The sequence below is a fragment of the Pseudomonas sp. rhizo66 genome (genome assembly GCF_031931925.1).
Taxonomy (GTDB): domain Bacteria; phylum Pseudomonadota; class Gammaproteobacteria; order Pseudomonadales; family Pseudomonadaceae; genus Aquipseudomonas.
Map to the genome: position 1 here is coordinate 137,620 of NZ_JAUJWZ010000008.1, position 13,726 is coordinate 151,345.

Genomic DNA, 13,726 nt, shown 5'->3' on the forward strand with positions numbered 1-13,726 from the left:
CAAGGAATGCGCCATGCAACGCTATGCTCAGAAACTGCATCAACTCATCCGGAGCTTTTTGCTTTTGTCCGTCATCACTGCCACCGGCGCCCAGGCGGCGGAGAAAATCGACCTGATCATCGACACCGACCCGGGGGCTGACGATGTCGTCGCCTTGCTGTTCGCCCTGGCCTCGCCGGACGAGCTGAACATCCGTGCGCTGACCACCGTGGCCGGCAACGTGCGCCTCGACAAGACTTCGCGCAATGCACGACTGGCGCGCGAGTGGGCAGGGCGCGAAGATGTACCGGTTTACGCTGGTGCGCCGAAGCCGCTGATGCGCACGCCGATCTACGCCGAGAACATCCATGGCAAGGAAGGTCTGTCGGGTGTCACCGTGCACGAACCGAAAAAGGGTCTGGCTGAAGGCAATGCGGTCAACTACCTGATCGATACCCTGAAAAAAGCCAAGCCGCACAGCATCACGATCGCCATGCTCGGTCCGCAGACCAACCTGGCGCTGGCGCTGATCCAAGAGCCTGAAATCGTTCAGGGCATCAAGGAAGTGGTGATCATGGGCGGTGCGCACTTCAACGGTGGCAACATCACCCCGGTGGCTGAATTCAACCTGTTCGCCGATCCGCAAGCGGCTGAAGTGGTTCTGAAGAGCGGCGTGAAGCTGACGTACCTGCCGCTGGACGTCACCCACAAGATCCTCACCAGTGATGCACGCCTGAAACAGATCGCTGCGCTGAACAACAACGCGAGCAAGATTGTCGGCGACATTCTCAACGAGTACATCAAAGGCGATATGGAGCACTACGGTATTCCGGGTGGCCCGGTGCATGACGCTACCGTTGTGGCCTATCTGCTCAAGCCGGAACTGTTCACCGGTCGTTCGGTGAATGTCGTGGTGGATAGCCGTGAAGGACCGACTTTCGGTCAGACCATCGTCGACTGGTACGACGGCCTGAAGGCGCCGAAAAACGCCTTCTGGGTGGAAAACGGCGACGCGCAAGGCTTCTTTGATCTGTTGACCGAGCGTCTGAAGCGTTTGAAGTAAGGCCAAAGCCCGCAGATGCCAGTCTGCGGGTTTTTATTCCCTCTCGGTATCCAGCGTGGCCTTGTGGTCGTGCTGATACCGCTCGAACACCTGTGCGATAAACGTTTGTGCGCCTTGTGTTCCCATCGTTTTGACCAGCAAATCGATGCTGATCAATGCCAGCTCCTCCGAACTGCCCGGGCTATACGAACTGTGCCCCTTCGGCCACAGGACCTTGATGTCGGCGGTGATGCTTACGGTGCTCATGAGTGCGCTCGAAAAGTCAGGAATGTCTGAGAGCGAGTTAACCATTTTGCCGGGCGTTTGGCACTGCGACTTAGGCATGAGCGCTGCGCTATGCGACACTTGGTCTTTCAAGGTTTTCCAAGGATTGTGCTGTGCAGATCGATTTGAACACCCCTGACGGCCTCACGCTCGACGCAGTGCGCCAAATGCTCGCTTCTGCCAGTGATGACGAACACACGCAGTTGCGCGTGACCAAGGGCGGTATTGCTTACATTTCTTCAGGCGTAACCGGCGGGCAGGATATTGATGGTTTGCTGTTTCGCCTGGAAACCTGGGCCAAGGGTTCGGGCTACGTGGGCAATGTCGCAGCCAGCGATGAAGTGTGGGTGATGCAGATTTTCAACGCACTGAAGGACAACTGGCCGAATCCGCCGTATGACTACATCGACGTCTACTGAGCGCCGTTCATATTCAGTCACGATTGATCGATGAAGTGCTGCGTGCGACTGAGGCACACTCGGCTTTTTTCCTATCGTGGGGCAGGGGGATGGCCCTGGCCGTGAAACCAAACAGCGGAATGACGGTCGCACGATCTCAGCTTAACCATTTGAAAACAAGGAGGCTTCATGCCTTTGAAGTTCGCGACACTGGGTGCACTTATGGCCGCTGCCATGTTGGCCGGTTGCAGCACGACCTCCAGCGAGTCGGCAAAGGAATCTGCGGCAACCGAAGCCGGTCACAGCCGCTGTGAAGCATCGGCGGCGGCGTTCGCCATCGGCAAAAAAGCGTCGCCAGAGCTACTTGAGCAGGCGCGCGCCAAAGCCGGGGCGCAAAATGCCCGTTTCCTCAAGCCGAACGACATGATCACGCTCGAGTACCGTTCCGATCGCTTGAACCTGAACACTGACAACAACCTGGTAATCACTCGCGTCAACTGCGGCTGATTACGCACCACGTTTGTTGCAGGCATAAAAAACCCCGTCACATGGACGGGGTTTTTTTAGTGCGCCGGGAAATTACTCTGGGCGAACCTGTGCAGCTTGCATACCCTTTTGGCCTTTCTCAGCCACGAAGGAAACGGTCTGGCCTTCTTTCAGGCTTTTGAAACCGTCGCTTTCGATAGCTTTGAAGTGTACGAACAGGTCGTCACCGCCACCTTGAGGAGTGATGAAGCCGAAGCCTTTTTCATCGTTGAACCACTTAACGGTGCCGGTTTGGCGATTAGACATGGTGTATCTCCAAGAAACATATATTTTTCAGTACTGTGCTGCTCAGGCCAACTGGGCACACCCGGGTATCATAGTCGAAATGTTCGCTTTGGGAGCCCCCCGGACGTGCTGTTTGCCAATCAGTCGTGTTTTCTTTGCTGTCTGTTTTCGCTGAAAGCCCCGGTTTAAAAGGCTTTGAGCAGAAAGTAAAGACAATAAAAAAACCTGTAAAACCTGCATAAATCGTCTGAAAAGACGCAAATTCAGCCTGTTTCAGGGGCGCTGAGCCGAATCAGAAGGCTTTTCCAATCACTTTTTCGCCGGTGTATTCGCCTTGCATTTGGCGATCTGTCCGAGCGCTTTCTGCTGCAGTTCAGGGGTGGCTTTGTTGTCCATCAGGGACTGAATGTCGGCTGCAGGATAGGACTTGATGGCATCAGCACCGCAAGCGCAGTGCGATTTGGCCGCAGCAGCACCAATTTGCGGAGTCGCCGCCTGGGTGCACTGTGCCATGTACTTCTCGCGCTCGCCCTTCGGCCAGTCGGCGTGGGCGCTCAGTGGCAGCAGCATGACGATAGGGGCGACTACGGCGAACAGGGTATTCAGACGCATGCGAGGATGCTCCTTGTGGGTCAATGTCTTGTTATCTGAGGGCTGAAAGGCCAATCAAGTTCAGCACTCTGGCATAAAAACAGACGATTTGCCTTCTGATCAAACAGAGGCATAAGTGACCGCTCATCTGTGCTAGCATGCCGGGCTCAAGCGTTCTCAGGCTTCGGATGACCTTCAGTCCCGGCAGCGGTCAACGTGCGAATATTTCGATTTGAATCCCAGTCACTCTGGTTCGGTTTTCCGGTTGGCCGCAAGGCTCCTGCCGCTGTAAGGCAGGCGTTCGTCATTGAATGGCCTGGATCGGATCTTGTACTGGCTCATCCCAACCCACGTGACCTTTGGTAGGGGTCACCACTAGGAGAGGAGGCGCCATGCCAACTATTACTCTTCCCGACGGCAGTCAACGTTCATTCGATCACCCGGTTTCCGTAGCCGAGGTCGCAGCATCCATTGGTGCTGGTCTGGCCAAAGCCACACTGGCCGGCAAGGTCAATGGCCAACTGGTCGACGCCAGCGACATCATCAGCAGCGACGCGACCCTGCAAATCATCACGCCTAAGGATGAAGAGGGGCTGGAGATCATTCGCCACTCTTGCGCTCACCTGGTTGGCCATGCGGTCAAGCAGCTGTACCCGACTGCGAAGATGGTCATCGGTCCGGTCATCGACGAAGGCTTCTATTACGACATCGCCTTCGAACGTCCTTTCACTCCGGACGACATGGCTGCGATCGAGCAGCGCATGCAGCAGTTGATCGAGAAAGATTACGACGTCATCAAGAAAGTCACTCCGCGCGCCGAAGTGATCGAAGTGTTCAAGGCCCGTGGCGAAGACTACAAGTTGCGCCTGGTCGAGGACATGCCGAACGAACAGGCCATGGGTCTGTACTATCACGAAGAATACGTCGACATGTGCCGCGGCCCGCACGTGCCGAACACACGTTTCCTGAAATCCTTCAAGCTGACCAAGCTGTCCGGTGCCTACTGGCGCGGCGACGCCAAGAACGAGCAATTGCAGCGCGTTTACGGCACCGCTTGGGCAGACAAGAAGCAGCTGGCGGCTTACATCCAGCGCATCGAAGAAGCTGAAAAACGCGATCACCGCAAGATCGGCAAGCGTCTGGGCCTGTTCCACACTCAGGAAGAATCCCCGGGCATGGTGTTCTGGCACCCGAACGGCTGGACTCTGTACCAGGTGCTCGAGCAGTACATGCGCAAGATTCAGCGCGACAACGGCTACCTCGAAATCAAGACGCCGCAAGTCGTTGACCGCAGCCTCTGGGAGAAATCCGGGCACTGGGCCAACTACGCCGACAACATGTTCACCACTCAGTCGGAAAACCGCGACTACGCCATCAAGCCGATGAACTGCCCGTGCCACGTGCAGGTGTTCAACCAGGGCCTGAAGAGCTACCGCGAGCTGCCGATGCGTCTGGCCGAGTTCGGTGCCTGCCACCGCAACGAGCCGTCGGGTGCGCTGCACGGCATCATGCGTGTACGTGCGTTCACTCAGGACGATGCCCACATCTTCTGCACCGAAGAGCAGATGCAGGCCGAGTCCGCCGCGTTCATCAAGCTGACCATGGACGTTTATCGTGACTTCGGCTTTACCGATGTCGAGATGAAGCTGTCCACTCGTCCGGAAAAACGCGTCGGTTCCGACGAGCTGTGGGATCGCGCTGAAGCCGCATTGGCTGCAGCCCTTGATTCTGCGGGCCTGCCGTACGATCTGCAGCCGGGCGAGGGTGCTTTCTACGGTCCGAAAATCGAATTCTCGCTGAAAGATTGCCTCGGTCGCGTCTGGCAATGTGGTACCTTGCAGCTCGATTTTAACCTGCCTGTCCGTTTGGGCGCTGAATACGTCTCCGAAGACAACAGCCGCAAACACCCAGTGATGTTGCACCGTGCGATCCTCGGTTCCTTCGAGCGTTTCGTCGGGATTCTGATCGAGCACTACGAAGGTGCGTTCCCTGCGTGGCTCGCGCCAACCCAGGCGGTGATCATGAATATCACTGATAAACAGGCAGATTTTGTTGCAGAAGTAGAAAAAACTCTCAACGAAAGCGGATTTCGTGCCAAGTCCGACTTGAGAAATGAAAAGATCGGCTTTAAAATCCGCGAGCATACTTTGCTCAAGGTTCCCTATCTTTTGGTTATCGGAGATAAGGAAGTCGAGATGCAGACTGTCGCTGTGCGTACTCGTGAAGGTGCTGACCTGGGCTCGATGCCCGTCGCCCAGTTCGCTGAGTTTCTCGCGCAAGCGGTTTCCCGGCGTGGTCGCCCAGATTCGGAGTAATTATTATTAAGCGTGAAATGAGACAAGATAAACGAGCTGCACCGAAAGCCCCGATCAACGAGAATATCTCGGCACGCGAGGTTCGGTTAATTGGCGCTGATGGCGAGCAGATTGGCATCGTCTCGATTGATGAAGCGCTTCGTATTGCTGAAGAAGCAAAGCTTGATCTGGTAGAAATCTCCGCAGACGCAGTCCCACCGGTTTGCCGTGTGATGGACTACGGCAAATCGATCTTCGAAAAGAAGAAGCAGATTGCCGCGGCGAAGAAAAACCAGAAGCAGATTCAGGTAAAAGAAATCAAGTTTCGTCCAGGGACGGAGGAAGGGGATTACCAGGTAAAACTGCGCAACCTGGTACGTTTCCTGAGTGATGGGGACAGGGCCAAGGTATCCTTGCGATTCCGCGGCCGTGAGATGGCCCACCAGGAGCTGGGGATGGAACTCCTCAAGCGGGTTGAAGCTGACCTGCTCGAGTACGGTTCGGTCGAACAGCATCCTAAGATGGAAGGACGCCAACTGATCATGGTCATCGCCCCGAAAAAGAAGAAGTAATCAACAGGGCACGGCAGGCCTTCTGATTATGTTTATCAACTGAATGCGGAGTATCCGAACATGCCAAAAATGAAAACCAAAAGTGGTGCTGCTAAGCGGTTTCTGAAAACTGCTAACGGTATCAAGCACAAGCACGCTTTCAAGAGCCACATCCTGACTAAAATGTCGACCAAGCGTAAGCGTCAACTGCGCGGTAGCAGCTTGCTGCATCCGTCTGACGTGGCAAAAGTCGAGCGCATGCTGCGCCTTCGTTAATTTTAGTCAAGAATAGAGGAAGTAACTCATGGCTCGTGTAAAGCGTGGCGTCATTGCCCGTAAACGTCACAAAAAAATTCTGAAACTTGCTAAAGGCTACTATGGCGCACGCTCCCGCGTATTCCGTGTTGCCAAGCAAGCGGTAATCAAGGCAGGCCAATACGCCTACCGTGACCGTCGTCAGAAAAAACGTCAGTTCCGCGCTCTGTGGATCGCTCGTATCAACGCTGGTGCTCGTGTTAACGGTCTGTCCTACAGCCGTTTCATCGCTGGTCTGAAAAAAGCGTCCATCGAGATCGACCGTAAGGTTCTGGCTGATCTGGCAGTGAACGAAAAAGCGGCGTTTGCTGCGATTGTCGAGAAAGCTAAAGCCACCTTGGCTTAAGTACCCCCGACAGTCACCCGGCCTCACCTCTGTGGGGCCAGGTGTTAAACGTCATAAATAGGGGAAGAGCCTTCAAGCTCTTCCCCTATTTTGTATCTGGAGTCTGTACATGGAAAACCTGGATGCGCTGGTCTCTCAAGCACTAGAGGCTGTGCAAAGCGCTGAAGATATCAATGCCCTGGAGCAAATCCGGGTTCAATACCTTGGCAAAAAGGGTGAATTGACTCAGGTGATGAAGACCCTGGGGAATTTGCCGGCAGAAGAGCGCCCGCAAGTCGGTGCGCTGATCAACGTTGCCAAGGAACGTGTTACAGGCGTTCTCAATGCGCGCATGGCTCTGTTTGAAGAAGCCGAACTGGCTGCCAAACTGTCCGCCGAATCCATTGACGTGACATTGCCGGGCCGTGGCCAGACCTCTGGTGGTCTGCATCCGGTGACCCGGACTCTGGAGCGTGTTGAACAGTTCTTCACCCGCATCGGCTACGGCATTGCCGAAGGCCCTGAGGTCGAAGACGATTATCACAACTTTGAAGCGCTCAACATCCCAGGCCATCACCCGGCCCGGTCGATGCATGACACCTTCTACTTCAATGCCAACATGTTGCTGCGCACCCATACCTCGCCGGTACAGGTCCGCACCATGGAATCGAAACAGCCGCCGATCCGCATCGTCTGCCCAGGCCGCGTGTATCGCAGCGACTCCGATATCACCCACTCGCCGATGTTCCACCAGGTCGAAGGCCTGCAGGTGGATCGCGACATCAATTTTGCCGATCTCAAAGGCACCATCGAAGAGTTCCTGCGGGTGTTCTTCGAGAAAGAGCTGGCCGTACGTTTCCGTCCTTCGTACTTCCCGTTCACCGAGCCATCCGCCGAAGTCGACATGGAATGTGTGATGTGCAGCGGTAAAGGCTGCCGCGTCTGCAAGCAGACCGGCTGGCTGGAAGTGATGGGTTGCGGCATGGTTCACCCGAACGTGCTGCGCATGTCAGGCATTGATCCGGAAGAATTCTCCGGTTTTGCTTTCGGCATGGGTGTCGAGCGTCTGGCCATGCTCCGTTACGGCGTGAACGACTTGCGTCTGTTCTTCGACAACGACTTGCGGTTCCTCGCGCAATTTCGCTAGTCGTAACGAATTCTTAGGAGAGCAGGATGAAATTCAGTGAACAATGGCTGCGTGGCTGGGTTAGCCCGCAGGTAAATCGCGACGAGCTGGTTGCTCGTCTGTCGATGGCGGGCCTTGAGGTCGATAGCGTGACCCCGGCCGCCGGTGTATTCAGCGGCGTGGTGGTGGGCGAGGTGCTGAGCACCGAGCAACACCCGGACGCCGACAAGCTGCGTGTGTGCCAGGTCAGCAATGGCGCGGAAACTTTCCAGGTCGTGTGCGGTGCGCCGAATGTGCGTCCGGGCCTGAAGATTCCGTTCGCCATGATCGGCGCTGAGCTGCCGGGCGACTTCAAGATCAAGAATGCCAAGCTGCGTGGCGTTGAGTCCAACGGCATGCTCTGCTCGCAAGCTGAGCTGCAGGTCGGTGAAGGCAACGACGGTCTGATGGAGCTGCCGGCCGATGCGCCGGTGGGCGAAAATTTGCGCGTGTATCTGGATCTGGAAGACGCCAGCATCGAGGTCGATCTGACTCCGAACCGTGGCGACTGCCTGTCCCTGGCCGGTCTGGCCCGCGAAGTCGGCGCGCTGTACGCCGCTCCTGTGACTCGCCCGGTGGTGCCAGCCGTTCCTGCCGTGCACGACGAAGTGCGTTCGGTAGAAGTACTGGCCCCAGCGGCATGCCCGCGCTACCTGGGCCGCGTTATCCGTAACGTTGACCTGTCCAAGCCGACGCCGCTGTGGATGGTGGAGCGTCTGCGTCGCGCCGACGTGCGCAGCATCGACGCTGCTGTAGACATCACCAACTACGTGATGCTCGAATTGGGTCAGCCGCTACACGCCTTCGATCTCGCCGAAATCAATGGCGGCATTCGTGTGCGCATGGCGGAAGAGGGCGAGAAGCTCGTACTGCTCGACGGTCAGGAAGTCAGCCTGCGTAGCGATACGCTGGTGATCGCTGACCATACCCGCGCGCTGGCGATTGCCGGTGTCATGGGTGGCGAGCACAGCGGTGTGTCCGCAACCACTCGCGACGTATTTCTGGAAAGCGCTTTCTTTGACCAGATTGCTGTTGCTGGCAAGGCGCGTTCTTACGGCCTGCACACTGACGCTTCGCACCGCTACGAGCGTGGCGTTGACTGGCAACTGGCCCGTGAAGCCATGGAGCGCGCCACTGGCCTGCTGCTGGACATCACTGGCGGCGAAGCCGGTCCGATCATCGAGACCGTCAGCGAACAGCACTTGCCGTCGATCGCACCGATTACTCTTCGTTCCCAGCGCATCACCCAGATGCTCGGTATGGAAATGGATTCGGTCCAGGTTGAGCGTTTGCTCGGTGGCCTGGGTCTGGGCATTACTTCCGACGGCGAAGGCCAGTGGCGCGTAGAAGTGCCAAGCCATCGCTTCGACATCAGCCTGGAAGTTGACCTGATCGAAGAGCTGGCACGTCTGTACGGCTACAACCGTCTGCCGGTTCGTTACCCGCAAGCGCGTCTGGCGCCGCAAGCCAAGGCTGAAGCGCGTAGCGATCTGCCGGAACTGCGCCGTCTGCTGGTAGCCCGTGGTTATCAGGAAGCGATTACTTACAGCTTCATCGATCCGCGTCAGTTCGAACTGTTCAACCCGGGCGTCGAGCCGCTGTTGCTGGCTAACCCGATTTCCAATGACATGGCTGCCATGCGTTCGTCGCTGTGGCCAGGTCTGGTGAAGGCGTTGCAGCACAACCTCAACCGTCAGCAGGATCGCGTGCGTCTGTTCGAAAGCGGTCTGCGCTTCGTCGGTCAGCTCGAAGGCCTGAAGCAAGAGCCGATGCTGTCCGGTGTGGTTTGCGGTAGCCGCCTGCCGGAAGGCTGGGCGCAAGGCCGCGACACGGTTGATTTCTTCGACGTCAAAGCCGACGTGGAAGCGGTGCTGGGCTTCGCCGGTGCGCTGGACTCGTTCACCTTTGCTCCGGGCAAACACCCGGCGTTGCACCCGGGTCAAACCGCGCGCATCGAGCGCGAAGGTCGCGAAGTCGGCTTCATCGGCGCCATTCACCCTGAATTGTCGAAAGCCTTGGGTCTGGATCGTCCGGTCTTCGTTTTCGAGCTGGTTCTGGCTGAAGTGGCACTCGGTAAAATGCCGAAATTCCACGAGTTGTCGCGCTTTCCTGAAGTGCGTCGTGACCTTGCACTGATTGCGCACAAAGACGTCGCCGCCGCGGCTGTACTGGACGTAATCCGTGAAAATGCAGGTGAATGGCTCACAGATCTCAGGCTGTTTGACGTGTATCAGGGTAAAGGCATTGATCCTGATAGAAAAAGCCTTGCAGTTGGCTTGACCTGGCAGCATCCATCGCGCACTCTTAATGACGATGAGGTGAATTCGACGACGCAAAATATCCTCACCTCGCTCGAACAAAGGTTGAACGCCACGTTAAGGAAGTGACGTATGGGGGCTTTGACGAAAGCTGAGATGGCGGAACGTCTGTATGAAGAGCTGGGCCTGAACAAGCGGGAAGCCAAGGAATTGGTAGAACTGTTTTTCGAGGAAATCAGGCACGCTCTTGAAGACAACGAGCAGGTGAAATTGTCCGGTTTCGGCAATTTCGACCTTCGGGACAAACGCCAGCGGCCTGGCCGCAACCCTAAAACGGGGGAAGAAATCCCGATCACGGCTCGCCGTGTGGTCACCTTTCGTCCAGGGCAGAAGTTGAAGGCCCGAGTTGAGGCTTATGCTGGAACCAAGTCATAACGACGAACTACCCGTCATCCCGGGCAAACGCTACTTCACCATTGGTGAAGTCAGCGAGCTGTGTGCCGTAAAGCCACACGTGCTGCGTTACTGGGAGCAGGAGTTTCCTCAACTCAACCCCGTCAAACGCCGCGGAAACCGCCGGTATTATCAGCGCCAGGACGTGCTGATGATCCGGCAGATCCGCGCGCTCCTTTATGATCAGGGTTTCACCATCGGCGGCGCGCGCTTGCGTCTGTCCGGCGATGAAGCCAAAGACGACACGACTCAGTACAAGCAAATGATTCGGCAGATGATCGCCGAGTTGGAAGACGTACTGGTGGTTCTCAAGAAATAAAAAGCAGCGTTTGAATACTTCCAGTTTTCAAACGCTTGCGCTATATTCTTGAGCGTTCTTCGAGGTGAAGAACGGTTGCAACACCAGTCGGGGCGTAGCGCAGTCCGGTAGCGCACTAGCATGGGGTGCTAGGGGTCGAGTGTTCGAATCACTCCGTCCCGACCATATAATTCAATGACTTAGCCCAATCTGAAAAGATTGGGCTTTTTCATGCGCAGTGATTTTTTCAGACATTTTTTTGCTCGGCGGGAGTGGATGCCTTGTTAAATCAGTTCGGCCCTGTTTAATCGCTGGATCTTCAAAAACCCGCTTCGGCGGGTTTTTGCTGTCTATAGAAAGGCATTCCCCGTCAGCTTCTTCCACTCGCCGTTTTCTGCGCAGAATCGATGCAAAGCGAATAAAAGGTTTTCTGAAAGTCAGCCACCACCTTTTCTTGCTTCTTCGTGTCCGACTCTCGTGGCATGTCGTAGGCCTGCCCGATCAGCGCTTTATATAAACTGCCCACATATTCGCTTTCCTTGCCTGCGTTATCGGCCAATTCCAGAACGGAGGAGAGGGGCACGCCTCCTTGTCTGGCTTTCATGATGGCTTTGGCCGAATTTTCGACTCGTTGGCACTCTTCCAGATATTCGCTGGGCAAGGTGGCGCTGTGTGCTGCAAAGCTGAAAGTGAGCAGTATTGCCGTTGTCGCCAGAAACCGATTGAGCATGGCATGCCATCCCTGAATGTTGGCCGGGAACGTTAGCATTCATGGCTCGGCGCTACCATCTGTTCATTGGCCAAAACGGCGGTTCACTGGCTGGGTTTTTTGACATCTGCAGAATCGCTTGAGCTGGCTGCATCCTTCTGTGTTTCGTGTGCCTCGGCTCCGGAATTCGATCCTGATGCCTCTTCACCTTTCTTGTCAGCTTTGTCTTCTTTTGACTCGGATCCGCCCTGATTTACACCGGGCATCACAGTCGGAGGCGCTGAGGAACCACCTGTTTTTTCAGCTGCGAGGGAAAACAGTGGGCAAAGCGAAACCAGGCTGGCCAATCCGATTGCAATCATTCGCTTGTTCATGACGTTGTCTTCCGAGTCGGTGGATGTACTGCATTGGAAGAACTCACCGGGCGAAGGTGCGGCGCATCAGACCAGCGGCATCCCTGGCCCATTTGGGGCAAGAACGGTGGCTACGGCGCCAACTGGCTCCATTCAATCCCGAACCGGCCCAGATACTTGCGCAAACGGTCCGCATCATTCGGTTGCGCCTTGGCCTGGCGCGAGATGCCGAACAAGCGGCGACCGGCATCCGACAGGCTGTCTGCTTGCCGGCAGACCTCAAGTACTGCGCGCAACTGCAAGCGGTCAAACAGATCCATGCTTTGTGCATCTCCTGGCAAATCTTCCGGGCTGTTACCCGTTTGGGTCAGGCCCCAGGCATAACGCAATCGCTCAATCTCTTCCTGCACCTGCGCCTCATCAATCCTCCCGCTGTCCGCCAATGTCGCCATGCGCGTGATCGACGCAGACAATTCGCGGAAATTACCCAGCCACGCTGCTTCGCGAGAACTGGCGAAGGCCAGATAGAGCCGGCGGGCTTCAAGGTTGAAGCGTACCAATTGCCCATGCTCGCGGGCATGGCGCTGCAACTCGAAATCGATATTCGGCTCGATATCCTCGCGGCGGCCGGCGAGTCCGGGAAGGTCGAACGTCCAGAGGTTGATGCGTGCGTACAAGTCTTCGCGAAACAAGCCGTCAGCGACACGGCTGCGCAGGTCGCGATGGGTGCCGGCGATGATCAGGAAGTCGCTTTCCACCTCCTTGTCCGAACCCAGTGGAAAGAAGCGTTTCTCTTCAATCGCTTTGAGTAGCATCGCCTGCTCGTCGGCGCCCAGTTCGCCGATTTCATCGAGAAACAGCATGCCGCCATCCGCCGCGCGCAGCAGGCCGTCGCGGGCATTCTGTGCACCGGTGAAGGCACCTTTGCTGTGGCCGAACAAGGTCGACATCGCACCGTCGCCACGCAGGGTGGCGCAGTTGACTTCGACAAAGCGTCCCTGCATCTGATGGCGGTTGCGTTTGAGTTCGTAGATGCGTCGGGCCAGAAAGGATTTGCCGGCGCCGGTCGGGCCGATCAGCAGCATGGGGGCTTTTGAACGCACCGCAACGCGTTCGATCTGCTCGATGGAGCGGTTGAATGCGGCGTTGCGTGTGGCGATCCCGGACTTCAGAAATGCCAGGCCTTCGAGGCGTTTGTTGGCAAAGCGTGAGGCGATGCGATCATATCGCGACAGGTCGAGGTCGATCAGGGCGTGGGTGCCACAGGCGTGCTCGTCTTCGCTCTTGCGCCTGGCGGGGGAGGTCTGGATCAGGCGAGCGGGCAAGTAGCGCGCCTCGGTCAACAGGAACCAGCAGATCTGCGCGACGTGGGTGCCGGTGGTGATGTGGACGAGGTAGTCCTCGTGTTCGGTGTCGAACGCGTAGGCAGTGGTGAAATCGTGCAGTGCGCCGTAGACCTCTTCAAAATCCCATGGGTTGCGCAACGCCATCGAGTGCAGGCGCACTTCGGTTTCCGGTGAAACCTGCTGGATGTCGGCGCGCACCCGCTCGGCGAGACTGACGTCGCGGGCGTCGATGCCGTGAATCAGCTCAAGCCGATTGATCAGCACATCCGGCTGCTGGCAGAGGCCCACGCTCGGGCGCCAATGGCTCCAGCGATTGGCGCCTTTACCGACGCGATCAAGAGTGGCGCCGATAAACCCGATGGCGACGGTACGTTTATTTTGCATGCTTATCTCAAAAGATAAAAAACGATAACCAATGATAATTTTTCTACACAGGGTTTGTCGCCCAATCAAATGATTAAAAAGCCTTTTAAAAAATAAAAGCCATTTAAAACAAAGAGATATGAAATTTTTTTCGGGAAAATAAAAAACCTGGCACAGCCGCTGCAATGTCTATCGCAACGAACAGGTCAAACCAGCGAGAAGCCAGGATG

The 13,726-nt window shown here is 56.4% G+C and carries 17 protein-coding genes and 1 tRNA gene; 12 read left to right on the top strand and 6 right to left on the bottom strand.

From position 1 onward, the window contains the following. Positions 1-13: 13 nt before the first annotated feature. Positions 14-1,042: a nucleoside hydrolase gene (locus QZR14_RS11945; protein ID WP_250607252.1), complete on the top strand. Its 1,029-nt coding sequence runs from the start codon at positions 14-16 to the stop codon at positions 1,040-1,042. 33 nt (positions 1,043-1,075) lie between these two features. On the opposite strand, the gene QZR14_RS11950 is transcribed toward QZR14_RS11945, so the two are convergent. Continuing rightward, positions 1,076-1,288 carry a hypothetical protein gene (locus QZR14_RS11950; RefSeq protein ID WP_250607251.1) on the bottom strand — a complete coding sequence of 71 codons (213 nt, stop codon included), beginning with the start codon at positions 1,286-1,288 and terminating at the stop codon, positions 1,076-1,078. Positions 1,289-1,419: 131 nt separating this feature from the next. Here QZR14_RS11950 and QZR14_RS11955 point away from each other — a divergent pair, with 131 nt between their 5' ends. After that, entirely contained in the window at positions 1,420-1,725 is a 306-nt protein-coding gene (locus QZR14_RS11955; protein WP_123448678.1) for a hypothetical protein, read from the top strand. 168 nt (positions 1,726-1,893) lie between these two features. Further along, a complete protein-coding gene (locus QZR14_RS11960) occupies positions 1,894-2,211 on the top strand; it encodes an I78 family peptidase inhibitor (RefSeq protein ID WP_123448679.1) in 318 nt (105 codons plus the stop codon). Between the two features lie 72 nt (positions 2,212-2,283). On the opposite strand, the gene QZR14_RS11965 is transcribed toward QZR14_RS11960, so the two are convergent. Both QZR14_RS11965 and QZR14_RS11970 read right to left on the bottom strand, forming a co-directional pair. Then, positions 2,284-2,496 (bottom strand): cold-shock protein, encoded by a 213-nt coding sequence (locus QZR14_RS11965; RefSeq protein ID WP_003179963.1) that lies wholly within the window; start codon positions 2,494-2,496, stop codon positions 2,284-2,286. Between the two features lie 288 nt (positions 2,497-2,784). Further along, positions 2,785-3,087, bottom strand: a complete 303-nt coding sequence (locus QZR14_RS11970) for a hypothetical protein (RefSeq protein WP_122843586.1) — start codon at positions 3,085-3,087, stop codon at positions 2,785-2,787. Positions 3,088-3,458: 371 nt separating this feature from the next. Here QZR14_RS11970 and thrS point away from each other — a divergent pair, with 371 nt between their 5' ends. The 9 genes from thrS (at position 3,459) to QZR14_RS12015 (ending at position 10,911) form a co-directional block, all read left to right on the top strand. Beyond that, a complete protein-coding gene (gene thrS / locus QZR14_RS11975) occupies positions 3,459-5,381 on the top strand; it encodes a threonine--tRNA ligase (protein WP_007913488.1) in 1,923 nt (640 codons plus the stop codon). After that, on the top strand, positions 5,381-5,932 hold the full coding sequence (gene infC, locus QZR14_RS11980; RefSeq protein WP_170929410.1) for a translation initiation factor IF-3: 552 nt from the start codon (positions 5,381-5,383) through the stop codon (positions 5,930-5,932). The genes thrS and infC overlap by 1 nt, the downstream gene beginning before the upstream one ends. A 60-nt stretch (positions 5,933-5,992) precedes the next feature. Then, positions 5,993-6,187, top strand: a complete 195-nt coding sequence (gene rpmI / locus QZR14_RS11985; protein ID WP_002553160.1) for a 50S ribosomal protein L35 — start codon at positions 5,993-5,995, stop codon at positions 6,185-6,187. Between the two features lie 28 nt (positions 6,188-6,215). Continuing rightward, entirely contained in the window at positions 6,216-6,572 is a 357-nt protein-coding gene (rplT, locus tag QZR14_RS11990) for a 50S ribosomal protein L20 (protein ID WP_002553161.1), read from the top strand. 109 nt (positions 6,573-6,681) lie between these two features. Beyond that, entirely contained in the window at positions 6,682-7,698 is a 1,017-nt protein-coding gene (gene pheS, locus QZR14_RS11995) for a phenylalanine--tRNA ligase subunit alpha (protein WP_311996649.1), read from the top strand. Positions 7,699-7,724: 26 nt separating this feature from the next. Next, entirely contained in the window at positions 7,725-10,103 is a 2,379-nt protein-coding gene (gene pheT / locus QZR14_RS12000; RefSeq protein ID WP_311996650.1) for a phenylalanine--tRNA ligase subunit beta, read from the top strand. 3 nt (positions 10,104-10,106) lie between these two features. Then, a complete protein-coding gene (ihfA, locus tag QZR14_RS12005) occupies positions 10,107-10,409 on the top strand; it encodes an integration host factor subunit alpha (protein WP_002553164.1) in 303 nt (100 codons plus the stop codon). Further along, complete coding sequence (locus tag QZR14_RS12010; protein WP_003179985.1) at positions 10,390-10,746, top strand: MerR family transcriptional regulator; 357 nt, start codon at positions 10,390-10,392, stop codon at positions 10,744-10,746. Before ihfA ends, QZR14_RS12010 begins: the two co-directional genes overlap by 20 nt. Positions 10,747-10,834: 88 nt before the next feature. Then, positions 10,835-10,911, top strand: a tRNA-Pro gene (locus QZR14_RS12015). A gap of 184 nt (positions 10,912-11,095) precedes the next feature. Here the strand turns inward: QZR14_RS12015 and QZR14_RS12020 are convergent. The 3 genes from QZR14_RS12020 to rtcR all read right to left on the bottom strand — a co-directional run bounded on the left by QZR14_RS12020 (position 11,096) and on the right by rtcR (position 13,517). Continuing rightward, on the bottom strand, positions 11,096-11,494 hold the full coding sequence (locus QZR14_RS12020; RefSeq protein ID WP_311996651.1) for a hypothetical protein: 399 nt from the start codon (positions 11,492-11,494) through the stop codon (positions 11,096-11,098). Positions 11,495-11,538: 44 nt separating this feature from the next. Continuing rightward, positions 11,539-11,808: a hypothetical protein gene (locus QZR14_RS12025; RefSeq protein ID WP_250607246.1), complete on the bottom strand. Its 270-nt coding sequence runs from the start codon at positions 11,806-11,808 to the stop codon at positions 11,539-11,541. 110 nt (positions 11,809-11,918) lie between these two features. After that, complete coding sequence (gene rtcR / locus QZR14_RS12030) at positions 11,919-13,517, bottom strand: RNA repair transcriptional activator RtcR (RefSeq protein WP_311996652.1); 1,599 nt, start codon at positions 13,515-13,517, stop codon at positions 11,919-11,921. Positions 13,518-13,726: the final 209 nt, after the last annotated feature.